The sequence below is a fragment of the Kitasatospora sp. NPDC002965 genome (assembly GCF_040611255.1).
Lineage (GTDB): Bacteria > Actinomycetota > Actinomycetes > Streptomycetales > Streptomycetaceae > Kitasatospora.
Map to the genome: position 1 here is coordinate 55785 of NZ_JBEXNT010000026.1, position 23657 is coordinate 79441.

The following is a 23657-nucleotide window of genomic DNA, read 5'->3' on the forward strand; positions in this document are numbered from 1 at the left end:
GTGTGCGAAAGTCAATACAGGGAGCGGCGCCGGTTTCGGATATCTTTCCGGCGGATCTATCTTTGAATCGACTGGGGATTGGGGTTCAGGTAATCCAGCTTTCGCCATATCGCGCGGGTCCCGCGATGCACCGTCCCTGATATCTGGACCCGGTCACCGCTTCACTGGCATGCTACGGTCCCCTTTGTCCTTCAACGCCAGGTAAGCCATCGGACCCAGGAATAACCTCCGAATTCCTCCCGGCTATACCGGGGATACAACCAGGCGCTTTCAGGGCGCACTCGTACCAGACGACCTTGCCGTTCTTGGTGGGGTCGGCGCCGAAGCGGTGGGTGAGGGCGCGGACGAGGTGGAGGCCCCGGCCGGACACCTCGTAGGGGCCGGAGGAGATGGGGGACTCGGGGAGGGTGGGGTTGTCGTCGCAGACGCACACGCGGAGGGTGCGGGGGAGGAGGGTGACGATGACCAGCGGCGCCTGGCAGCCGGCGTGCCGCCAGGCGTTGAAGTAGAGCTCGTGGAGTGCGAGTTCGGCGTCGTGAATGGTGTCCGGGGGCCAGCCGGAGGAGGTGAGGGCGCGACGCAGTTCTTTACGGGCGGCGGACCAGTCGGGCGGGTTGAAGGCACGCATAGGAGACCTCCGTGGAGAGAGGCAGGGGCAAAGGAAGCGAGTCGGCGGACGTGCCGCCGTGAGGGAGGCCAGACCTGAAACTGGCGGCTCTACGAAGCTGGGCAGCAGTCGCCTACCGCCCTCTCCAGCTATGAGACTTTGCTGCTCCCCGGGCTCCTTCAAGTGTCCAGCTACAGCGACACCATCCTCAGTGGTGACCAGAGGAAGGTCGAGTTCCGCCGTACCCGCCAACGGGCCGTAGGTGGTGAGGGGGCACTCCCCCTTCACTCCGTGATCCACGAAGCGGCGCTGCATACGCGATTCGGCGGCCCCGCGATCATGAGAGAGCAGTTGGACTATCTGGTCGAGCTGAGTGAGTTCCCGCACGTCACGATCCAGATCCTGCCGTTTCGTTGCGCCGAATACGTGTCCGCGGATACGTCGTTCATGATGGTGCACGGTCGGCACCGTGACCTGGACACAGTGCTGATGGAGCATCCCGATGGCTCGTCATACCTGAGTGATCCATAAGCCATCGTGGTCTATCGATCGAAGTTCGAGCGACTCAAGTCTCTCGCACTCCCGGAGCTGGATGCCTCACGCACTCTACGATCCAGAGTTGACCACGACTCCGGGGGACTGATCCAGCACATCCGCTTCAGCTCTAAGGAAGGCGCACATGTCACAGCTCAATTGGCAGAAGTCCAGCTTCAGCGGAGATCAGGCCAACTGTGTCGAAGTCCGTCCAGGGGCCGGGCTGGTCGAACTCCGCGAGTCCGACGACGCCGATGTCATCCTCCGTACCTCGCCGACAGCGTTCGCCGCCCTCCTCCGTTCCATCAAGACGGGCGAGTTTGACCACCACGCATGAGCCTTGTGGCGCCTCGCTCTCCCGGAGCGAGGCGCCGCCTGCCCTCCTGGCTGAACCCCCGGGCGAAGGTGAGGCACGCGCAGGAAGTCGACCGGGTCGACTTCCTGCGCGTGGACATCCGGCGGCGAGGGAGGAATCTCGACTCGGACGGCCGGGACTACGGCTTGACTGAGAGCACGTAGACCTTGACCGATTCGGTGCCCGGATGGATGACCATGATTCTCTGGTCGGGGCTCTTCATGCCGCTGTCCTCCACTGGAGCCGTCACACCCTTGTGTGGCTGCGAAAAGAGATCGATGGACCATCCGGTCAGTTTGAGGTTGCTGTCGGTGAACTCCATGACCACGGGGTTCAGCTGGGACTCGCTGAGCCCAAAACCGGCGAGGAACGGAGCGCACCAAGCTCCATGCAGGCTCGGCACGCCAGCTCCTCGCAGCTATCGGGCTACTGCCGGACGAATGGCTCGTCACCAGCATCGGTTACGGTCAGCTGCAGCCGCTCCTGGCCTTGGTGCTTGAAATAATGGAAGAACCTAACGCGCGTCAGGTTGCCGGTGGTGGAATTCAGCTTGACGTCCGCACCGGGTCCGGCATCATCCAGCGAATAGTGACGCCAAGTGCCGGTGAACGTCACTGCGGTGGGCGACTGCTTTCCGCCGCACGCGGCGGGGAGCAGGCTCACCTCCCCGAGCGTGCCACCGTCCAGGAACTGGATCGTGCCGACGCTCGACTTCCAGGCTCCGACGACGGGTGCCTGCCGTTCGCCCTTCGTCGTGGTACACGACACTGTCATCGGCAGGGCAAATACCAGCGAGACGCTCACGATGCGAAGCGCGCCATGGGCGCGCACCTGTCCCGGCCGTAAGGATTTGATCACCAGTACCTCCCTTCCAGACTCTGCTGGTCCAAGGATCTTGGCGCCGAGCTCCTGATGTGCAACACAGTATGGCCGCCCGCCACTGCACGGCGGGCGGCAGTGTTCCAGAGCCCCTGTCGGGGTCGGGTACCTGGTCCGATTCCCGCCGATGTGGACGTACGCGAGGCGAGGTTGAGGGGCTGTACTTGTGCGTATGGTATGGGTCGCTGTCGGGACGCTGCGGTGGGTTCCGCGCTCCAGTGACTGACTGAGACAGGGGCTCGTACGCGCAACGCGGCGGTCCCCGCCTCCATCCAGGAGGCAGGGACCGCCGCGTTGCAGGAGAAGCCACCCGACGGGCGCGGAAGGGATCTCGTTCCGAACAACCAGGGCTATGGCTTGCCTGACAACACGTAGACCTTGACCGATCCGGTGCCCGGATAGGTGACCACGATCTTCTGACTCGGACTCTTCATGTCGTTGTCCTTCGCCGGAGCCATCACCCCCTTGACGGGGAGTGACGGGTTGATGGACCACCTGGTCAGTTCGAGGTCGCGGTCAATGAACTCCATGGCCCCGGGGTTCAGCTGGGACTCGCTGACTCCCATCCCGGACAGGAACCGCCCCGAGCCTTCCCTCGTCGAGCGCCAGGGACACCCAGAGGCTACCGCCGCCGCCTACCTGGTGGTTGCCATGGGACACCTCCCTCGCGTCGGCCGTGACGGGGACGCCGTAGCGTTCCTGCCTCTCCCTGTTCGGGTCTCCGGTGATCGTCACGTCATGCCCCAATGAGGAGCCCGTGGCGGTGGACGCGGCCGGGCTCGCCGAACTCCTAGCGTCTGCTGCACTCTGACTCCCCGCCCCGCTCCCGCAGGACGTCATACCCAGGAGGGGCGCTCCCACGAGACAGGCGACGGTCAGTTTGAGTACGGCTCTCATTCGGCACTCCTTGCATCATGGCCGATCCGTCGAGCCTGCCGCAGTCTTCTTGAACGGGCTTGTCCGGAGAAGCGCCCAGCTCGACCTCCTACGGAGTGGAGCGGTTCCACGTGGGGGCGGAACGCGGAGTCGAGCGTGCCCCGAACCGATATCCCGGACGCTGTTGGCGAATTCGGGGGCTTACTTCGCCCCGTCGAGCGTGGCTCGGCGGGGCGAAGTGCTGCGAAGTGGCTGGTGCGGGTGTGGGCTCGGGGTGTGTCGGTGAGGTGGGCGTCGATGCGGGCGAGGTTGATCGCGGCGCCGGTGAGCTGGTGTTGCAGGCTGGTCTTGCGAGTCCTCGGTAGCGGGATCTGCGCAGGCCACAGCGTTGAACGCCCTGGGAGATGGTTCCTTCGACTCCCGCGCGGATCTTATAGCGTTCCTTCCAGTCATCCGTCTGCTGCAGGGCGCGGGCCTGAGCGATGGCCTGGTGCTCCTCGTGGTGGCGAAAGGTCAGTTGACGGTATTGCGCCTTCGGGGAGCCGACGCAGTCCCGAAGATGCGGGCAAGGCCGGCAGTGGGTGGGCAAGAACTTCACCCGGACCACGGGGGTGCCGCGGTGAGACAACGTCGGCTTCCATTAGCCGGTGGTCTGGCCGCCAGGGCAGGTGACCCGCCGGCTGTCCCAGTCGATGGTGAAGGCAGCCTGTCCGAAGGGCCCGCCCGCCGTACCCCCCCTGGGCGGTGGTGTCCGGTCCGATGGGGCCGTACAGTTCGATGCCGTACTCGGCGTGGGCGTTCACGATCTGGGCGCCGGTGGGGTACCCGGCGTCGACCCAGTGCTCGCCGGGCTGGCAGTCCCGTTGGGCCAGGGAGATGTGGATGTCGTCGGTCACCACGGTGTCGGGAACGGTGGCGAGGGTGGTGGCCACGTTGGTGACCAGGTTGGGGGCGTCGGGCTCGCAGGTCTCGGTGAGGTGGACCTTGTACCCGCCCCGGAGTGTGTCGCGTTTCACGCCGCCTCGCGCCTAAGGATCATAGGGCGTGACCAGGCGCTTTGCGCCCGGCGGCCGGTCTTTGGGGTCTCGGCGGGCCACCTCGCCGTCGACCAGGTGGAAGTGCTGGAGCCACACCTGCCGCAGGACCTCCACCTGCTCCAGCCTCCGCAGTTCCTGCGGTGCCCGGGGCGAGAACACGGCCGTGAGCAACCGCATTCCGTCCACCCCGACCCGCTGTCCAACCTCGTGCCGCTTGGTGCGCGCCTTGGGGAAGCGGGAGTCCTCGGCCCGGGGCGCGTAGTGCCGGAACCAGTCCAACTCGGCGACCTGCGCCGTCCAGCCGGGGGCGGTACGGGCGATCGCGTTCAACGCTGAGCGCATCGTCTCGGACACCAACTCCAGCCAGCACAGTTCTCGGGCTGCTGATAGGACGTGTGTGGAGCCGGTGCGGGCCCGGCCCGTGGTCTTGAGCAGTCCGTGTTCCCGGGCGGCGGTCAGGACGGCGTCCAGCACCTGTCGCCCGGCGTCCGCCTCGACCAGACGGTCCCTGAACTCCGACAGCAGCGAGAAGTCGAAGCCAGCGTCGTCGAGTTCCAGCCCGAGGGCGTATTTGAAGTCGATCCGGGCCCGCACTGCTTCAACGGCCTGGCGGTCGGTCAGCCCTTCCACGAACTGCAGGACCAGCACCAACGCCAGCCGCCCGGTGACCAGGCGGGCTTCCCTCTGGACGGGAACAGTCCGGCGAAGTCCTCGTCCCGGAACAGGACCCCCAGCTCGTCGCGGATCCGGATCGCCAGGCTTCCCTTGGGGAAGGCCGCCCGGGCCACCCGCACTGTCTCGGCCGGAATCACACCAGGCTCGCTCACACGCATCGACACCCACACCCCGCAAGACGAAACGTCGGTCTTCAAGACAAGTCTCGAAGACCGACGTCACTCACCGCGGCCAATCAGTCACATTCGCCAACAGCATCCCGATATCCCGGGCGGGGCACGCTCCATGCAGAACCAGGTTCGTCGGCTCGTCGCCGCCGTCGGGCTACTGCCGGACGAAGGGTTCCCGACCAGCCTTGGTGACGGTCAGTTGCAGTCGCTCCGGGCCGTCGCCCTTGTAGTAGACGAAGAACCTCTTGCATGTCAGATCTCCGGCGGTGGAGGTCAAGTCGACCGCTGCGCCGGGGCCGGCGTCACTCAACGTCTCGTGACGCCAGGTTCCAGTGAACGGCACCGCTACGGCTGATTCCTTCCCCTCGCACACGGCTGGGAGCAGGCTCACGTCCCTGAGCGTACCGTCGCCCAGAAACTGAATCGTGCCGATTCTCGACTTCCACGATCCGACGACGGGCGCCTCAGTTTCGCCCCTTGCCTGTGTGCACGAAGCCGCAAACGGCAGCGTGCACACCAGAGAAACCGCCGCAAGACGAAGCCTGCCGGGGGTGAGCACCTGCCCCGGCCTGAAGGATTTGATCACCTGGACTTCCTTTCGAAGTTGCGTTATTCGAAGTCACTGGGGCGGGCGTAGTCTCCGGTCGCCAGGTACTTCCGTGCCTCGTCGACGATCGTGCTCCTGAGCTGCGTGTCTGAGGCTCCGGGGTTCGCCGAAGCGATCTTCTCGCCCAGCTTTCGGCCGTATTCATTGTTCACCAGGTCGGATATGTGGTCGGCATAGTCGTGACCCTCCCTGGCGCCGAAGGCTTCATGGGCGTCTGCCACCATCTCTGCGTTCTGGCGCCCGTACTTGACCGTGATCATGGCTTGCCAGGCGAAATGGCGAAAGGCATTTGCCTCTTCGGTCTCTTCGCGACCGTACTCCTGCTGTTGGGCCCCTGCGGACCACCCCGTGATCTGCTTTACGTCGTAGCAGTCGAGCGCACCCATGTGGGCGCAGACCATGAGTTCGGACTTCTTGGCCTTACCAGTTGCGATCTCGTCGTATGGCTGTGCGCCCGGGATCTCCTTCTGTCCGGGTTTCGTCTCGTACTTGAAGTTGGTGTTCTTGCGGTAGTTCTTTTCCAGTTGCAAGCCGTAGTTCCTTCGTGCCTGCTTCTTCTCGTCCTCAATGCTGCCCGGCACGCTGCCAGCCCATCCCTTGCCCGGCTGGGAGCCCGTCGTCACCAGGAACTTGACGTATCCGGCCTGTCGCGCGGGTTCCTCCGCCTTGACCTGCTGGACGATCGCCTGGTACCTGGGGCCGTCGCCCTCGATCTTGGTGCCCATGTTGGAGCACTTGGCCATTCCGCTGGCACACTCCTCAAGAGCCATGCCGGTGGGATCGGCCATGTTGACCGGGTTGTTGTTGCTGTAGACGTAGGCGTTCCACTGCTGCGGGTCCGCAGGAAGGATCAGCGGGTCCGGGCTGAGAAAGCGGCCGGTGGCGGGTTGGTATTGGCGGGCGCCGAGGTTGGTGAAGCCGGTGGCGTCGTCCTTGAGGCCGTTGACGAAGCCCTTGTCGCCAGCCCACGGGGTGGGCAGGGAGCCGGGGCCGCGGAGGGCTCCGAAAGGGTCGGTGGCCCGGCGGGACTCGGCAAGGGAGTTGCGGTCGATGGACAGGGAGTTGGTGCCGTGGTGGTCGGCGAACTGGTAGGTGAGCTTGGTCGGGCCCTGGCGGACGAGGGTGATGCCGCCAGGGACGGTGTAGTAGCGGGTTCCGGTGGAGGCTCCACTACCAGTGTTGTAGCTGAGTTCGTCCCCGCCACCGAGGTTGACGGTGACCTTGCCGGGGTTGCGGCGGATCAGCTGGTTGCCGTCGGCGTCGTAGACGTAGGTCGTGGTGGCCGAGCCCTGGGTGAGTGAGGCGAGCTTGCCCTCTGCGTCCCAGGTCAGGGCCGCGCCATTGGCCGCGTCGGTCGAATTCCAGGTGGAAGCGCTCCACTTGGCCTGCCAGCCCGGCGTGTACACGGCGAAGTTGCCGTCGTCCTGGACGAGTGCGAAGTAGCCGCTGCCGTTGCCGACCCAGGTGTTGGACGACCACAGCGGGACGCGCTGGGGATCGTAGACGACGAAGTTGCCGTCGTCCTGCATGGTGGCCCACGCACCCGGGTGGCCCTGGGTGCCGGTCGACCAGACCGCTGTTCCGCTGCGCAGTGAGGTGAGGACGAGGTTGCCGTCGCTCTGCATGGTCAGCCGGCCACTGTTGGAGCTCACCGAATCGCCGGACTTGAGGACGGCTCCGGCCTTCAACTGCTTGCTTCCTCCAGGATTGGTGATCTTCGTGGTGTTGCCGGCGGCGTCGTACTGGTTTCCGCCTTGGTTGCCGGCGCTTGGTCCGAAGGTGCTCTTCGAGGTCGCCAGCGCGTGTGGACCGCCAGTGCCGCCGCCGGTCCCGGCCGCGGTGGTCGGGGTGTTGCGCGATCCGGGGGCTGGCGAGGTCTGCTCGACCTTCACGTCCTTCGTCGGGTCACCCGCCGGGTCGTGGTCGACCAGCTTGGTGCGGTTGCCGGTCAGGTCGTAGGAGTAGTCCTGCCAGTACGCGGCGCTGCCGCCGACCGTGGTCGTCGCCGGAGTCGCCGCTCCGCTGGTCGGTGTGGCGTTGGCGCAGGCGCCCTGTCCGGCGAGGGAGGGGGTTGGCTGGTTGAGCTGGCCTGTATCGCTCCACGCGGTGGTGAGACGCCCCAGATAGTCGTACGTGAAGCACTGGAGGTCGGTCGCGGCCGGGGTGTTGTTCGGGATGGCACGGATCGCGGTGATCCGCCCGGCCTGGTTGTAGGCGTAGGTGGTGTTCTGGACGCTGCCGTTCTCGCTCGTCTGCTTGTCGATGTACTGGTTCAGCACACGCCCGGTCGGCTCGTCGTAGGTGGTCGTCGCCACGATCTGGGTGCCCCACGGGTTCATCGTGGAACGGATGTTCCTTCCGTAGGCGTCCCAGTCCGCCTGGCGCAGGTAGACGTCGCCGAACCCACCCATGTCGTGCAGCAGGCCGTAGACCTCGTAGTTGTACGTGATCGACTCCGCCGCCAGGTCGCCGGCCGCGGCGCGGCCTTCCTGGACCATCGTCCCGGTGATCGGGTCGTACACCGCAGAGTAGTTGAAGGTCGCCTGGCCGCTCCTGCCGATCTCACTTCCGGGGATCGACACCGTGGTGGCCGTAGGCCGGTAGGCGTCGTCCAAGGCGGTGACGGCCTTGGTGTAGGAGCTGCCGGTGGCGCCGCCGACGTAGCGGGTCGAGCTTGCGGGCTGGCCCTTCGCGACGGTGTCGTAGGTGTATCCGGTGAGCTGGTTGGCCGGGCTCACGGAGCCGTCGTACGTCCCGGTCCTGCGGCCAAGCAGGTCGTACGTGGTCGCCACCGTCCGGTTCCGCGCGTCCTTGGCCGACGCGAGGCGACCGGCCGTGTCGTAGGCACGGGTGGAGACGCCGGTGTCCGGGTCGTCGGCGCGGACCTGACGGCCCCGCTGGTCGTAGCCGTAGCTCCAGGTGTTCCCGGCCGCGTCGACCCGGGTGGCGGGCTGGCCACCGGGCGTGTACGTGTAGGTCGTGACGTCGGCGTCCGCTTGGCTGCCGGTCGCGTTCGCCGTGCGGTACTGCCACACCTGGGAGGTGCGGCCGCGCGCGTCGGTGACCGTACTGGTCGCCGTCGCCCCGGTGGGCGGGGTCACGTCGACCCGGTCCGCGCCCGGGTACGAGGTGGTCGTGGTGCTCTGCAGCGCGCCCAGGGCTATGAACTGGGAGCTGGTGGGCCGGCCCATCCCGTCGAAGACGGTGTAGTTCTGGCCGGGTACCTGTGCGGCGGTCGGGTTGAACCGGACCGCCGACGGACCCGCCGTGTCGTCGTAGTAGCCGTTGAAGGAGCGGTTGGTGCGACCCTGCGAGTCGTAGAACGTGTCCGTGATCAGGCGCCCGTGATAAGCGGAGATCGCCGGATCGGACTGGGTCTGGACGACACGGCCGAGGCCGTCCATGATCTGTGCCGACACCGCGTACGTGCCGTTCGGCCTCAGCGTTCTGGAGGTGATCGACGACGGTGTCCCGGTGCCGTTCACCGCATAGTCGAAGGTGAAGTTCGCGGCTTCGCCGGTCGGGCGGCCCGGTGTCCACACTGCTTTCAGTCGGCCGAGGGCGTCGTACGACTGCGTTACCGTTCGGGCGTTCAGATCCGTCGTGGTGATCGGCAGTCCACGTGCCGGGTCCAGCATCACGGTCGTGTCGCGCCGGCCGCCCGCGTCCGGGGCACCCGCCGGAGCCGACGTCCCGGTCACCGTCCGGTTGGGCAGTTCACCCGCGTAAGCGGAGCCGTAGGTGGTGGTCGTCACCGCCCCATGGGGGTTCGACGCGTCGGTGACCGTCGGGTCGGTGGCGCTGATCGCGCGGCCATAGCCGTCGTACGCGACGGCGCCCGTGGTGGCCCACCTGGCAGCGCCGTCGGCCTCGAAGCCGTCGAGGACCTGAGCGCCGGTCGCTTCGCCCTTGGCCCCTGCGGAGCCGTGGGCCAGGCCGTCGTAGAGCGTCCGGGAGCCGGAGACGGTGTTCGCCGGAGTCGGAATCGTCGAGTCGGCGCAGGCGTTGGCGCCGGAGACGGTCAGGGCCTCGGACACCAGGCCGGTCATCTGGGTGTTCGCACCCGTTGCGTACCTGTTGCGGACGCACACGTCCGGTGTGCCGCCGGCGGTGCTGAGCTTGGTCTTGACCCGGTTCCCGTACGCCGGGTCGGTGGTCGTCACCGTCGACGTCGTCCGGGTGCCGGTGCTGGTTCGGCTGGTGGTCGTGCTGGTCGACGTGGTCGAGGCGTAGCGGGCCACGAGGTCCGGCAGACCGGTCCGCTTGTGGGTGGCCGTGTCGAACGGGCCGGTGCTGGTGTTGACGGTGGAGCCCTCGGGCGCTGTGGCGTCCGCGTTCGCGTAGACGTTGCTCTCCAGGACCCGTCCAGACAGGTACTCGTAGTCGGGCTTCGCACCGCTCGTCGGGCCGGCGACAGTTGGGTGCTTGGCCGTTCCGTGGCTGTCGAGGTCGCCGTCCATACCCTGGTGGTAGCTGGTCGAGGTCTTCGACTTGGCGCCGTCGTTGCCGGAGCCGGTGATCGCGGTGACCTTCGCGTAGCCGCGGAACTGGTCCCAGGTACGGGTCGCGCCGTCCGCCAGGGGGGCGTCGTTGCGGTGCCACGCGGCCGGGCCGTACTCGTAGGCCGTCACCTTGGTCAGGGCGCCCGCAGTGAGGTTGGAGTTCGGGTCCACGGTGACCGAGGCCACCGGGTATCGCAGGAACCAGTCGTCCGCGTACCCCGCCACTCCCGTGTCCCACCACTTCACGTTGTAGCAGGACATCGTGTTGGCGTCCGCCGACGGCGGCATGGTGCCGTTCGTACGCTGGCACGAGTCCTTCAGGTACTCCACCGCGATCGTGCCACCCGTCTCGGTGGTGATCATCTCGATCCTCGGCCGGTTGTAGCGCGGGCGCGCCGGGGTCAGGCCGTCGACCCGGTTGGGCAACATCACACTGGCGAAGGTCACTTCGGGCAGAGGTAGTTCACCCTGCCCGCCGAAGCTGTCCTTGCCGGTGCGCTTCACGGACTTGAGCCACGGGATCTGCGTGTTCTCCGCCGCGTTCTCCGGCTTCTTGAAGGTGTGCGTCAGCTCATACCTGTCCACCGGGCGGTACGTGCCGCCCGAACGGATCGACGTCGTGATCGAGTTCAGCCACCTCGTCGACCAGTAGCTCGGACCGACGTTGCTGCAGGTGCCGGGCTGGGCGCACTGCTTGTCCATCGGGACGTCCGGCCAGTTGGAGGCGTTGGCGGAGGTCCGCTGCGACGGGTCGCAGGCGACAGTGCCGGAGACACACCGCTCGAGCGACTCAAAGTCGATCTTCGACGCCGACTGGTGGGTGCCGTTCGCGTTCAGCTGGTCGGACAGCAACTGGCCGTAGCCGATCGAGGCGAGGACGCCGCCGCGCGTGTACTCGGTGTTTACCGCCGAGCTGCGGTTCTGGCCGCCGCCGCGTGCGTACCAGTTGGTTTCCGGTTCGTACGTGTACGTAATCAGGTTGCCGTGCACGTCCACCACGTGGTCCAGGTTCCAGCGCCACGCCGTCTGGCAGAACGAGCCCTTGCCCTTCGCCGCTTCGTAGCACGGGTCTCCCGCGTTCGGGGAGTACACCGGGACGGTCCACGCCGACTTGTTCTCCGGGCCGACCGACGAGGCCCCGCCAGACGCCGTCGGCAGGTGGTTCAGGCCGAAGTAGTAGGCCGTCCCCGCGGTGTCCGTCACTTTCAGGTAAGAGCCGTTCCACGTGCCGTTGTTCGCGCCCGTCAGGAACTCGATCTTCGTGCCGTCGTCGCTCTTCAGTCGCCAGGTGCACTTGGATTGCTCGTTCGCGGCGGTCCCGGAGACACAGGAGGCGTCGTCCGGCACGAGCTCGCCCGAGTGGCCGCCAAGCGACAGGGTCAGGTTCGCCCCGCTCCAGCACAGGTCGCCCGAGCCTGCGATGCCCGCCTTGTCGCAGGGCTTGTAGGAACGCTCGACGAAGCCTGAACCCAGGTCCCAGCCGTCGCCGATCCACGACGCCTGAGCGTTGGTCGAGGAGGTCTTCCCATCCACCGAGGCGGAGTCGTATCCCAGTGCCAGCTGCGGTGCCGTGCCCCCCAGCGTCGGTGGCGACTGGATCGGGTAGCTGTACGTGAACGACCCCGACGAGCTGCCCGCCGTCCAGGCCTGGCTGGATGACAGGGGCGTCGCGCTGTACGTACCGAGGCCGCTCGACGGCGTGCCCTCCGTCGCGAGCACCGTCGGTGCGAGACCGGCCGCCGGGGCGGCGACCGCGTCGGTGGGCGCCGCGTCGGCGGATTTCGTCGCTGCTTTCTCGTTCGTGGTCGGCGGGCCGGCCACCGCGGGTAGCTCGACGTCCGCGACGAGCTCGTGCGCCTGCACGTCGTAGTGTGATGGCACTGGTGTCCGCGTCAGGCAGCCGTCGGCCTCCGGAGTGGTCAACGAACAGGCCGGTAGCGACACCAGTCGTGCCCGTTCCGCGAAGTCACCGCCGAGGCCGACGCTCGTCAGGTCCAGGCCCACGCGAACCTTCGTGGCGTCAGCCTGTTCCGTTCGCGACAGCGACACCAGCGTGCCCTGCACGCCTGCCGCGGCGGCGGTCTTCGCGTCGGCGATGCTCACCCTTATCGGCGGATTCGCCACCGCGCCAGCCGTAGTGGCTTCACCTGCCGACGCGACCGGGGCCAGCCAGACCGGCAGCTCGCCCGCTTGCTTCGACGCGCCCGCCGCCGACTCCTCCACCTCGACGCCGTCGGAACGCTTGCGCACGGCCTTCGAACCCGCAGGTGGAGCTGCCTCCAGCCACGCTACTGCGGAACTCGCCGCCGGTTGTGGCTTCACCGTCGGCGGCACCCAGTCGGGAGAGCCGGTCCTCGGGGGAGCCGACTTCGGCCTCTCCGCCTTCCCCTGTACCGAGGCCGTCCTCGGCAAGGGAGTGTTGGGCGGCGACCAGATACGGTCCTTGTCCTCCGGTGCGGCCGCCAGCGCTGGTGCCGCCGGCGCGACCATCGCACCCAGCAACGCCAACGCACTCACGAAGGCCACACGGATCCCGCGTTGTCCTGGTGGGGGTGCACCCCTCCCGACCGGCCGGATCGAACCTGCATGACGAGCAGTCACTGATACCCCCACAAGAGCTAATCACATCTCAGTTCGAGTGTGAACACTCGAATGTGGCGGACAGTAGGGCGTCGCCTACGGTGCGGTCGAGTGAATTGTCGATCTATCGGCGCAGTGACCGACGTCACATCAATGGCAAACTGGTTCGCGCGCATCCAAACCGCGCAAAGCGGCACGGTAATCGGATTGACGAACCACTTGCTCGTGCGGGAGCTTGCCTGGCGACCTCTGCTCCAGATCTTCGCAGATCGCTCACGAGCAGCCGATTCGTCACTGCGTGGGGGAACTTCACCAATGCCTGCCGCTCCGCCCGGGCACCGCTCCGGCGCGCACCTTCGAACCGTCATCCCGTCACCGCGCGCGTGCGCTGCGGCCGTCGGACTCGTCCTCGCCCTGACCTGTGCGGCGCCCGCGGCGTTCGCCGCAGACTCCGCGCCCACCATCGCCAAGCCTGCCCTCGGCACGATTCCGCCTGCCCTGGCCGACACCATCGCCGCCGCCGATGCCAAACGCGCCGCGGCCAAGCCTGCGGTCACTGCCGCTGACAAGGCCATAGTTCAGGCCAAGGCCACGAAGCAGTCCGTCCCCGTTCCCGAGCTCACGGACGAGTACAGCGAAACGGTGGCCACCCCCGAGGGCCACCTCTCCCGTACGCAGCACCCCGAGCAGCAGCGGGTCAAGCAGCAGGGCGGGAACTGGGCCCCGCTCGACGCCACGCTCGTCGTAGACCCCGGCGGCGGCTACCGGCCCCGCACCGCCGCCTCCGGCGTGCACCTGTCTGGCGGTGGCTCCGGTCCGCTCGGGACCCTCACCAGCTCCGACGGTGAGACTCTCGCCATCGACTCGCCGTTTCCCCTCACCACACCCGCCCTCGACGAGGACGGTGACGGCCTGATCTACCCCGAGGTGGCGGCGGGCGTCGACCTCAAGGTCACCGCCGACAAGTTCGGGGGTATCAGTACTGTTCTCATCGTCAAGACTGTCGAGGCCGCACGGAATCCCCGACTCAAGACGATTCGCTTCGGCGTCAGCGGCAAGGGTGTCGCCGTGAAGGCCGACGACGCCGGCAATCTCACCGCCACCACCGCGGGCGGAGTCACTCGCTGGCACGCTCCCACACCTCAGATCTGGGACAGCACCGGCAGGGTGGCCGAAACACCCGCGACCGTTGCAGGTAAGTCCGTCGACGGACCCCTGAGCCAGGCGGCGCCGGCCCAGCAGGACGGCGAGGGCGCCGCCGGTGTGCCCAGCAAGTCGGGCATGGCCAGCAGCGCGGACGGCCCGGCCGCCGGAGCAAGGGTCGCCACCATGCCGACCAGAGCCACTGGCGACGCGATCGAGCTGACGGTCGACGACTCGGTGCTCGGCAAGGGACAGGGCCCCTGGTTCATCGATCCGAACTGGATTCCCGACCGCCGTGAGGGCAACGCCTGGACCTGGACCCAGCAGGCATACCCGGGAACCCCCAACTTCGGGAGGACCACCGCAACGCACGGCCAGTACGCTCGCCCGGGCGTCGGTTACCAGGGGTTCCAGACCGCCAAGGGAATCGAGCGGTCGTACTTCCAGTTCGACACCCGCGGATATGGCGGCACGGTCGTCAACAGCGCGACCTTGTGGATGTCGGAGTACGAATCCTCGGACTGGTCCTGCACCACCAAGTACTGGGTGGACTTGTACCTCACCGGTCCCATCGACAACGGGACCACCTGGTCGAACTCACCCGGTGTGGCGGGAGGTCGGATCGGTGAGGCAGCGGTTGCGGGCTCGGGCGCCCAGGACTGCCACGACAACGTGCCATTCTACTACGACATCACATCGACCTTCCGCGATTACGCGCCGTCGCGTGACACCTTGACCTTCGGGCTGTTCGCTCGCAACGAGTCGGACCGGATGGCCTTCAAACGGCTGGACTACCGGCCGGTGATCACCGTCGACTACGACCGCGCCCCCGACACGCCCACCAATTACTATGCCTCGCCGGCACCGGGTAGCGCAGTCCCGTGGGCGGCGAACCAGGGATGCGACGGTTCCTCGCTCGCCTGGATGAGCGCCGGCAGCGACTTCAACGGCGCGGTCACGCTCAATGCGACGGTGCACAGTCCGGTGCAGAGCACCCTCTTCTCCTGGTCGCACATTTGGGACTACAGCCTTCCCAATGCGCCTGATGTGGCCGAGGGCTACTCCGGGGAGGTCGGAAACGGCGGCAACGCGGCGTTTGGCATTCCCGGGCACGTCATCAAGGACGGCCACGTATACGGCTGGAGCACGCACGCCACCGACAAACTCATCGGCATGTCCAACTCGACCCCGACCTGCCGGTTCGGTGTCGATCTGACGCCCCCGAGCATCAGCGTGCCGAACGTGTACAGCGTGCTGTCGGACGCGGAGTTGGTCGACCGGTTCCCGCCCTCCGGTAACGGCCAGGCGACCAGGAAGAGGTCGGGTGAGTGGGGCGTCGTCCCGTTCGACGCAGTCGACACCGCCCCGGACGGTGGTACGCCGTCCGGGGTCGTCTGTGCCCGCTTTGCCTGGGACCCGCAGTTCAGCGGCGCCCAGTGGCAGTGCGGTAGCAATCTGCCCCAGGGCGGTATCAACGTGCTTCCCGGCCGGTGGGGAACCAATATCGGCTACATCCAGGTCATGGACAACGCCAGGAACGTCTCACCGGTGGCCCAGTACGCCTTCTACGTGCCGTGGAATCCGGACGGTCCGCCGCCGGTCTTCGGCGATGTCACCGGAGACAGCGCACCTGACCTCGTCACCCCCGACCAGGCCGGCGACCTGCGCGCCTACACCGTGCCCGGCAACCCGCTCGCCAAGACGCCGGCGGCGGCCCTCGTCGCCAAGCGCGCCGACGCGCCGGGCGGACAGGGATGGGGCACCATCCAGACCACCCACCGCGGCACCTTCACCGGCGGCAACAATATTGACGACCTGATCGCCCACGCGCCCGGCGACAAGAACCTCTACCTCTACGGCAACCCCGGCAACACCGGCTACTACGGGCGGGTCGACTCCAAGATCCTGCTGGAGAAGCCGAGGTGCGCGGTCACCGCCACGGAGGACTGCTCCTGGAGGACTGCGGCCGGTTACAACGCGGCCGACTGGTCGAGCACCCGGCGCATCGCCGCCCTCGGCGACCCGGTCAGCACCGACCTCGACTACAAGCTGCAGTTCAGGAACAAGAGTGGCCTCCTCACCGTCGAGAGCACCGACAACGGCAACGACGCGGCTCTCTGGTACTACCCGGCCACGGGTTCCAACATCCTTGGCAAGCCGGTCCGTCTGGCCGCCTCCGGATGGAAGGACAAGGAGCTCATCACCCCGGGAGACTGGGGCAAGCAGGGCCACCCCGGCCTGTGGACCCGGAACCTGGAGCAGGCTCCCGACGGCCTCAGGGGCGACCTGATCGCCCACACGTTCAGCACGGGCACCGTAACCGCCACCGACAAGTACGGCGCTCCTGTCACGGACGCCAACGGTCAGACCTTCACGGTGCCGACGCTCGCAGGGATCGCCACCTCGGGCAACATCGGCTCGGTACCGGTCGACAGCTGGCCGACCCTGGGCTCGGACGGTGACCTCACGGGCAAGGGGTCCCCGACCCTGTGGGGCAAGCAGGCGAACGGACAGGTCGACATCTGGTGGGGCGGGACCGTCGATCCAGGTACCTCCACCCCTGGCTTCGCCTGGCACGCCGGCCCGGAGAAGAGCGCCGACACCTCGGTGAATCCGCTGTGGTACGCGCTGGACGGCAGCACCGCCACAGGCCAGAACACCGTGGACACCAACCTTGTGAACGCGCTCTACCCGAACACGTTCAGTCGCACGGTGGACCACAGCGGCGCCGCCGACAGGGCCACCGTGTTCGACGGCGCGTCGACCTTCTACCGCACCACCAGCCAGCCCGGCATCGACACCACTCAGAGCTACACCGTCGCCGCCTGGGTCAAGCTCAATAGCACCAACGGCTACCAGAACGTCGTCAACCAGACCGGAAGCGAGCGCAGCCCCTTCTACCTCCAGTACTCAGCTGCGTTTGGCAGGTGGGCGCTCGTTCTGCCGGGTGAGGACTACGCCAACACCGGCTCCTACTACAGCGCCGTGGACGACCACGACCCACAGCTGGGCGCATGGACCCACCTGGCCGGTACCTACAACGCCCAGGCCGGGACGATCACCTTGTACGTCAACGGCCGGGCCACCGGCGCGACGCAGGTGCCGAATACCTGGCGGACCAACGGAAGCCTGAACATCGGCGGCGAGGCCACCAATCGCTTCGGTGGCCCCACGGGCCTGTTGAGCGGTGCGATCGGCGACGTCCGGTTCTACCCCTACGCGTTCACCGAGCAGCAGGCGAACAGCCTGGCCACCACGAACACGCACGCCCAGATCCACAGCTCCTACAACCCCCAGAAGTGCATGGACGACTTTGGTGGCGCGGTCGGCGGCTTCGTAGCCGTCTACGACTGCTGGAACGGTGACTCCCAGCACTTCACGCTGACGGCGGACCACAAGATCAAGGTTCGAGGTAGTGGCGACCGGTGCCTGGGCATCGCCGATAAGCCGGCGCAATGGGGCTCCAAGATCCAGATTCAGGCCTGCAGCGGCGTCGACCTGGGCCAGACCTGGGTCAGGCGCTTCGACGGGGCCCTCTACAACCCGGCCGTCGACAGCTGCCTCGAACTACCCGGCTGGAACACCGGGAACGGCACGGGGATCGGCATCTGGCAGTGCACCGGCAATCCGAACCAGCGCTGGTTCGCCTTGGCTCAGGTGACTGCCTGACGCTCCAACAGAACAGGTCGACGCGTGAGCAGTCGACATGACTTGTGGCCCTGGCCTTCTTCCGAGTGTTCGTTCGGAGGGAGATCAGGGCCACATCGTCTGCTGAGCGAGGTGTCGTGTGCGGGGGAAGTCGGGCGGGCCGACTTCCTAGGAGGGGGCTGTTCCGTCTTCGGCGGGTGCTGCGGCGGCGTCGAGGCGGCGGACGAGTTCGCGCAGGGCGCGGAGTTCGCGGTCCAGTGCGCGGGCGCCCTCGACGGTCAGGGCGACCCAGGTGCGCGGCCGGCGGCCGGCGTAGCCCTTGGTGACCGTGACCAGGCCGGAGTCCTCCAGGACCTTCAGGTGCCGGGACAGGTTGCCGTCGGTGAGGCCCAACTCCTGTTTGAGGAAGCCGAACTCCACGCTCTCGGCCTCGCGGGCGACGGTCAGGACGCCGAGCCGGACCCGCTGGTGGACGGTGTCGTCCAGGTCCAGAGTCGGGTGCGGCCGCTCGGCCGTGTCCTGGTCCGCGCCGCCGGTCGCGGCGGGCGCCTCCGCATCGTTCATGCCGTGACCGTACTCGATGCCCCGCCGCCCGCCGGCCGGGTCCGGGCGGCCCGCCACTGGGCGGTCCCGGCCGCGAGCAGGATCGCCGCCAGCAGGAGCGCCTTGGGCTGCGGGCCGTCGATCCACCGCGATCCGTCGGTCTGGACCCACGGCAGCAGCGAACTGCCCCACGGTGCCGCCAGATAGGCGGTGAGCAGCAGGGCGTGCGCGAGGCCGGCGAAGGCGACGACCCGGTTGCGCTCGACGACGCCGAGGGCGACCAGGCCGATGCCGACCAGGTACCAGGGCGAGGCGTAGTTGTTCCCCAGCAGGCTCAGGAAGAGGCTCTGGCGGCGCATGGTGATCAGCAGGAGGAGCACCCCGAGGACCGCGACGCTCCCGAGGGCGACCGGGCCGAGCCATCCGGCCCGGTGCGGGACCACGCCGCGTTCCTCGCCGCGCAGCCGGTACCAGCGGGAGAGCCCCAGCCAGGTCAGCGGCAGGACCGCGTACCAGGTACCCCAGGCGAGGAAGCGGATCGCCGAGCCGAGGAACTCGTCGGCCTCGCAGCCGCCGCCCGCGCTGTGGCTGACGCAGAGGCCGGTGAGCTCCGCGTAGGCGAAGGCGGGGTAGGAGATCAGGCTCCGTGCGCTGGAGCCGAAGTTGAACGCGTGCCTGGCGACCGGCACCGCCAGCAGCGCGAGCGTGCCGAAGAGCAGCAGTGGCACTCCCGAACCGCTCAGCCGGGTGCGGGTCCGCGCCCGCAGCCCTTCCGCGTCGGCCAGCAACCGCGCCGCGTCGTTCGTCGTGACCGTGTCGACCGTGTCGATCGTGCTGATCGGTTCCATGCGCCACCCCTCGTTCGCATCCACCGCGCCGACTGCGCGGGTGGGATCCCCCCGGTGAATGAACTTTGCATCGCAAAGTAGATGGCGGTCAAGAGTTCACGCTGATCCAAAGCTCAAGGGTGCCCGAGAAGGCAGAAGGGGCCCGCCGCGAGGTGCGGCGGGCCCCTTCCGGGTGGGTCAGCGGGTGGCGGCCAGGGCCTCCAGCAGGCGGTCCAGGGAGGTGCCGAGGCCCCAGCGGGCCGCGAGGTCCTCCAGGGTCATCGGGTCGAGCGGCTCCGAGGGGAGGGCGGGGTCGAACGCCGGGAGCGGGGCGTCGGTGGCGACCCGCACCACGGTCGGGGCGACGTCCAGGTAGGCGGAGCCCTCGACCAGGTTGCGCCGCCGGGCCGGGGTCAGGCGCGAGCCCACGTCCAGCGCGGCGGCGCGGATGCCGGCCAGGTCGCCGTACTCGTGGATCAGCTGGGCGGCGGTCTTCTCGCCGATGCCCTTGACGCCCGGCAGGCCGTCGCTGGCGTCGCCGCGCAGTGCGGCCATGTCCGCGTACCGGTCGCCGCGCACGCCGTACTTCTCCTGCAACAGGGCGTCGTCGGTGACCTGGAGGTTGCCCATGCCCTTGACCGGATAGAGCACGGTGATCGCGCGGGCGTCGTCCACCAGCTGGAACAGGTCGCGGTCGCCGGTGACGATCTGGACCGGGCCGGTGGCGCCGGCGGTGAGGGTGCCGATCACGTCGTCGGCCTCGTAGCCGGGGGAGCCGACCCGGGCGATGCCGAGCGCGTCCAGGACCTGCTCGATCACCGGGACCTGCGGGGAGAGGTTGTCCGGCACCTCCTCCTCGCCGTTCTCGGCCGCCTCGGCGAGCCGGTGCGTCTTGTAGGAGGGGATCAGGTCCACCCGCCACTGCGGGCGCCAGTCGGCGTCCATGCAGGCGACCAGCTGGTCGGGCCGGTGGTCGTGGACCAGCCGGGCGATGAAGTCCAGCAGGCCCCGGACGGCGTTGACCGGCTCACCCTGCGGCGAGCGCAGGGTGTCCGGTACGCCGAAGAAGGCCCGGAAGTAGAGGCTGGCGGAGTCGAGCAGCATCAGGCGGGGTGCGGTCACGCCTCCGATCATGCCGTACCGGGCGGACAGCCGGCCGGTACCGGTGCGCGCCGGTCGGCGCGCACCAGCGGGAGCCGGCGGCGGGGCTGGTTCGGCGGCGGGTCCGGGCGGGCGGGGTGCCGGACCGGCTCAGTGCTTGTGCGGACCGGCGCGGTGGACGGGGCCGTGCGCGTCCGCGCAGTGCTCGGGGACCGGACCGCCGGGGGTGGTGATCTGGAGCAGTGCGCCCGCCTCGTCCTCGCCGACGTGGTCGACCTGGAGGGTGCTGTGCGAGATCCCGTACTCCTTGGAGAGCTTGCGCTGCAGCTCGCGGCGGACGGCGTGGCAGTCGCCGCCGGGGGTGACGAGGATGTGCGCGGACAGGGCCGGCTGGTTGGAGGTGATCTCCCAGATGTGCAGGTCGTGGATCTCCTCGACCAGCGGCTGGGTGACCAGCCGGTCCGCCACCGCGTCCGGGTCGATGCCGGCCGGGGCGGCTTCGAGGAAGATCCGCCCGGAGTCGCGGACCAGGCCGATGCCGGCCTTGAGCATCAGCGCCACCACGATCAGCGAGGCGATCGAGTCGGCGCGGACGAAGCCGGTGGTCACCACGATCAGGCCGGCGACGGCGGTCGCGATGAACGCGTAGAGGTCGGTGAGCACGTGCTGGAAGGCGCCCTCGACGTTGAGCGAGCTGCGGTTGGCCTTGGACATGCACCAGGTGGCGGCGATGTTCACGACGATCCCGACCAGCGCGGTGACCAGCACCAGCGAGCCGGCCACCTCCGGGGGCTCGAACAGCCGGGTGATCGCCTCGTAGCCGAGCCAGGCGGAGAGGATCAGCAGCGTCACGCCGTTGGCCTGGGCGGAGAGGATCTCCGCGCGCTTGAGCCCGTAGGTGTAGCCGCCCCGGGCCGGGCGGGCGGAGAGCCGCATGGCGATCAGGGCGAGCACGATCGAGGCGGCGTCGGTGAGCATGTGCGCGGCGTCCGAGATCAGCGCGAGCGAGTGGGCGGCGAAGCCGACCACCACCTCCCCGGCCATGAACACCACGATCAGTACGAGTGCGCTGACCAGCCAACGGCGGTCCGCGTCCGCGGCCACGCCGTGCGAGTGGCCGCCGTGGCCGCCGTGGGTGTGGCCGCCGTGCGCCTGCTTGTGGTCATGAGCATGATCATCATGGTGCTCGTGCCCGGCCATCGAAGTCCTCTCCTGGACGTGCGGGGGTGGGGGGAAGGGGGCGCGACTGCCCTGCATCCGAAGTGAACCTCAGATCGAACGAAGATCCAAAGGCTGCATTGGAGACCGTTGTCATTGCCGTGCCGTAACCCCCGTCCGGTATCGTCGCGCCGCCGTCGAACGGGGGAGTCGCACATGGGCGTGACCGGCCGGGTGAGCCTGGGTGAGATAGCCCGGGAGTGGGGACGGATCGGGGTGCTCGGCTTCGGCGGACCGCCCGCACACATTCTGCTGCTGCGGCGGCTCTGCGTGGAGCGGCGCGGATGGCTGACGCCGACCGAGTTCGAGGACGGCATCGCGGCGACCAACCTGCTGCCCGGGCCGGCCTCCACCCAGTTGGCCGTACTCACCGCCGGCCGGCTGCGCGGCACCCCCGGCGCGCTGGTCGGCGGGGTCTGCTTCATCGCGCCGGGACTCGTGCTGATCCTGGTGCTCGCGGCGCTCCTCCTGGCCGGCGACCCGCCGCTCGCGGTGCTCGGCGCGGCGGCCGGTGCCGGCGCGGCCGTTCCGGCGGTCGCCGTGCAGGCCGCGACCTCGCTGGTCCCGGGCAGCTTCGCCCGGGCCGGGCGGGAGTGGGCCGCCCGCACCCGCTGGGCCGGGTACGCGGCGGCGGGCGCGGCGGCCGCGATCGTCACCGGGCCCTGGCTGGTGCTGGTCCTGATCGCGGCGGGGCTGGCCGAGACGGCGCTGCGCGGACGGCCGGACCGGCTGTCCGGCGACCGGCGGCCCGGCGACCGGCCGCCCGGCCCGGCAGCCGCGCTGCCGCTGGCCGTCGGGCTGCCCGCGCTCGGCGGGCTGGGCGCCGTGGCCTGGGTGGCGTTCAAGGTGGGGGCGCTCTCCTACGGGGGCGGCTTCGTGATCATCCCGCTGATGCGGGACGACGCGGTCAACCGCTACCACTGGATGACGGACGGACAGTTCCTCAACGCCGTCGCCCTCGGCCAGGTCACCCCCGGCCCGGTGGTGCAGACCGTCGCGGTGGTCGGCTACGCGGCCGCAGGGCTCGTCGGTGGGCTGCTGGCGGCGGCGGTCGCCTTCGCGCCGTCGTTCCTCTTCGTGATCGTCGGCGGACGCCACTTCGACCGGCTCCGCGCCGACCGGCGGGTGCAGGACTTCCTCACCGGCGCGGGGCCGGCCGTGATCGGTGCCATCGCCGGATCGGCCGTGCCGCTCGCCGCCGCGCTGGGTCACGTCTGGCAGTGGGGGGTCCTGGCCGGGGCGCTGCTCTGGCTGGTCGCGGCCCGGCGCGGCGTGGTGCTCACCCTGCTGGCCGCCGGAGCGGCCGGCGTGCTGGCGGCGGTCGCCGATCTGCCAGTGGCGTGAACCCTCCCGAGGGGGCTCACCCGACCGGGTGACGCCGGTTTGCGCGCCCCCGTGCGCCTGCGCAACGATCGGCGCCCGTGAAGATCACTACGGCGGAGGCCGTCCACTGGCTCGTCGAACTGGAGCCCATCGCCGCCGATCTGATGAACCGTCACCTCGCAACGGCGCGCGAATGGTTCCCGCACCAGTACGTGCCGTGGAGCCTCGGGCGGGATTTCGACGGGCCGCTCGACGGTGAACCCTGGCGGGCCGAGCACTCCACGCTCGCCCCGGCCGTCCGCTCCGCCCTGGTGGTCAACCTGCTGACCGAGGACAACCTCCCCGGCTACCACTGGACCATCGCCGCGCAGACCTCCCGCGACGGAGCCTGGGGGGCCTGGCTGCACCACTGGACCGCCGAGGAGGACCGGCACGCCGCCGCCATCCGCGCCTACCTGCACGCCTCCCGCGCCGTCGACCCGATCGCGCTGGAGCGCGCCCGGATGGCCCAGGTCGCCACCGGCACCCTCCCCGAACCGGACGGCGTGCTCGGCCTGGTCGCCTACGCGGCGGTGCAGGAGCTCGCCACCCGGGTCAGCCACCGCAACACCGGCCGGCTCAGCGGCGACCCGGTCTGCGACCGGCTGCTCACCAGGGTCGCCCAGGACGAGAACCTGCACATGGTCTTCTACCGCGAGCTGCTGCGGGCCGCCCTGGCGTCGGACCCGGACCAGGTCCTGGTCACCCTCGACACGACCGTCCGCGGCTTCGCGATGCCCGGCCAGGGCATGCCCGGCTTCGCCCGGCTGGCCGGCGAGATCGCCGTCGCGGGCGTGTACGACCTGCGGGTCCACCACGACGAGGTGCTCGTCCCGCTGCTCCGCTCGCTCAAGGTCCTCGAACTGACGGGACTCGGCCCCGCCGGCGAGCAGGCGCGCGACCGGCTCGCCGGGTACCTGGAGCACCTCGACGCCAGGGCCTCCCGGTTCGTCGAGCGCCGGGACGGGGGGCTCGGCCGCCGGGCCCGGCGCC

The 23657-nt window shown here is 68.7% G+C and carries 14 protein-coding genes and 2 pseudogenes; 5 read left to right on the forward strand and 11 right to left on the reverse strand.

The features are described 5' to 3' along the window. Nucleotides 1–172 precede the first annotated feature (172 nt). Nucleotides 173–628, reverse strand: a complete 456-nt coding sequence (locus ABZY91_RS13880; RefSeq protein WP_355402227.1) for an ATP-binding protein — start codon at nt 626–628, stop codon at nt 173–175. 117 nt (nt 629–745) lie between these two features. On the opposite strand from ABZY91_RS13880, the pseudogene ABZY91_RS13885 reads away from it, so the two are divergent. Together ABZY91_RS13885 and ABZY91_RS13890 are read left to right on the forward strand one after the other, a co-directional pair. Then, a pseudogene (locus ABZY91_RS13885) lies at nt 746–1138 on the forward strand (DUF5753 domain-containing protein); the annotation flags it as partial. Nucleotides 1139–1286: 148 nt separating this feature from the next. Then, nucleotides 1287–1478 (forward strand): DUF397 domain-containing protein, encoded by a 192-nt coding sequence (locus tag ABZY91_RS13890; protein ID WP_355402229.1) that lies wholly within the window; start codon nt 1287–1289, stop codon nt 1476–1478. A gap of 157 nt (nt 1479–1635) precedes the next feature. Here ABZY91_RS13890 and ABZY91_RS13895 read toward each other — a convergent pair whose 3' ends face one another. The 6 genes and pseudogenes from ABZY91_RS13895 to ABZY91_RS13920 form a co-directional block, all read right to left on the reverse strand. Further along, nucleotides 1636–1899, reverse strand: coding sequence for a hypothetical protein (locus ABZY91_RS13895; RefSeq protein WP_355402231.1), 264 nt, complete (start codon nt 1897–1899; stop codon nt 1636–1638). Nucleotides 1900–1922: 23 nt separating this feature from the next. After that, nucleotides 1923–2354, reverse strand: a complete 432-nt coding sequence (locus ABZY91_RS13900; RefSeq protein WP_355402232.1) for a hypothetical protein — start codon at nt 2352–2354, stop codon at nt 1923–1925. A 371-nt stretch (nt 2355–2725) separates the two neighbouring features. Then, nucleotides 2726–2905 carry a hypothetical protein gene (locus tag ABZY91_RS13905; RefSeq protein WP_355402234.1) on the reverse strand — a complete coding sequence of 60 codons (180 nt, stop codon included), beginning with the start codon at nt 2903–2905 and terminating at the stop codon, nt 2726–2728. A gap of 547 nt (nt 2906–3452) precedes the next feature. Further along, nucleotides 3453–5127 (reverse strand): annotated as a pseudogene (locus ABZY91_RS13910) (IS1182 family transposase). A gap of 160 nt (nt 5128–5287) precedes the next feature. Further along, entirely contained in the window at nt 5288–5719 is a 432-nt protein-coding gene (locus tag ABZY91_RS13915; RefSeq protein WP_355402236.1) for a hypothetical protein, read from the reverse strand. Between the two features lie 23 nt (nt 5720–5742). Further along, complete coding sequence (locus ABZY91_RS13920) at nt 5743–12492, reverse strand: RHS repeat-associated core domain-containing protein (RefSeq protein WP_355402238.1); 6750 nt, start codon at nt 12490–12492, stop codon at nt 5743–5745. A gap of 465 nt (nt 12493–12957) precedes the next feature. Here ABZY91_RS13920 and ABZY91_RS13925 point away from each other — a divergent pair, with 465 nt between their 5' ends. Then, the gene (locus tag ABZY91_RS13925) at nt 12958–17634 is read left to right on the forward strand and encodes a LamG-like jellyroll fold domain-containing protein (RefSeq protein WP_355402240.1); all 4677 of its coding nucleotides are present in this window, start codon (nt 12958–12960) and stop codon (nt 17632–17634) included. A gap of 147 nt (nt 17635–17781) precedes the next feature. Here the strand turns inward: ABZY91_RS13925 and ABZY91_RS13930 are convergent, their stop codons facing one another. From ABZY91_RS13930 to ABZY91_RS13945, 4 genes are all read right to left on the reverse strand, one after another. Beyond that, complete coding sequence (locus ABZY91_RS13930; RefSeq protein ID WP_355402242.1) at nt 17782–18177, reverse strand: transcriptional regulator; 396 nt, start codon at nt 18175–18177, stop codon at nt 17782–17784. After that, nucleotides 18174–19004: a hypothetical protein gene (locus tag ABZY91_RS13935; protein ID WP_355402244.1), complete on the reverse strand. Its 831-nt coding sequence runs from the start codon at nt 19002–19004 to the stop codon at nt 18174–18176. Before ABZY91_RS13935 ends, ABZY91_RS13930 begins: the two co-directional genes overlap by 4 nt. Before the next feature lie 177 nt (nt 19005–19181). After that, nucleotides 19182–20117, reverse strand: coding sequence for a 5'-3' exonuclease (locus ABZY91_RS13940; protein ID WP_329949781.1), 936 nt, complete (start codon nt 20115–20117; stop codon nt 19182–19184). 117 nt (nt 20118–20234) lie between these two features. Further along, nucleotides 20235–21284: a cation diffusion facilitator family transporter gene (locus ABZY91_RS13945; protein ID WP_329882356.1), complete on the reverse strand. Its 1050-nt coding sequence runs from the start codon at nt 21282–21284 to the stop codon at nt 20235–20237. A gap of 174 nt (nt 21285–21458) precedes the next feature. On the opposite strand from ABZY91_RS13945, the gene chrA reads away from it, so the two are divergent. Together chrA and ABZY91_RS13955 are read left to right on the forward strand one after the other, a co-directional pair. Further along, on the forward strand, nt 21459–22646 hold the full coding sequence (chrA, locus tag ABZY91_RS13950; protein WP_355402246.1) for a chromate efflux transporter: 1188 nt from the start codon (nt 21459–21461) through the stop codon (nt 22644–22646). 77 nt (nt 22647–22723) lie between these two features. Continuing rightward, nucleotides 22724–23657, forward strand: a 934-nt coding sequence (locus ABZY91_RS13955) for an acyl-ACP desaturase (protein ID WP_355402248.1), incomplete at its 3' end; no start/stop codon positions are given.

Bases quoted from the DNA above. Each gene is read 5' to 3' on its own strand.
- ABZY91_RS13905 (WP_355402234.1), bottom strand. From the start codon at position 2,905: ATGGAGTTCATTGACCGCGACCTCGAACTGACCAGGTGGTCCATCAAC.
- ABZY91_RS13935 (WP_355402244.1), bottom strand. From the start codon at position 19,004: ATGGAACCGATCAGCACGATCGACACGGTCGACACGGTCACGACGAAC.
- ABZY91_RS13890 (WP_355402229.1), top strand. From the start codon at position 1,287: ATGTCACAGCTCAATTGGCAGAAGTCCAGCTTCAGCGGAGATCAGGCC.
- ABZY91_RS13940 (WP_329949781.1), bottom strand. From the start codon at position 20,117: ATGATCGGAGGCGTGACCGCACCCCGCCTGATGCTGCTCGACTCCGCC.
- chrA (WP_355402246.1), top strand. From the start codon at position 21,459: ATGGGCGTGACCGGCCGGGTGAGCCTGGGTGAGATAGCCCGGGAGTGG.
- ABZY91_RS13880 (WP_355402227.1), bottom strand. From the start codon at position 628: ATGCGTGCCTTCAACCCGCCCGACTGGTCCGCCGCCCGTAAAGAACTG.
- ABZY91_RS13930 (WP_355402242.1), bottom strand. From the start codon at position 18,177: ATGAACGATGCGGAGGCGCCCGCCGCGACCGGCGGCGCGGACCAGGAC.
- ABZY91_RS13945 (WP_329882356.1), bottom strand. From the start codon at position 21,284: ATGGCCGGGCACGAGCACCATGATGATCATGCTCATGACCACAAGCAG.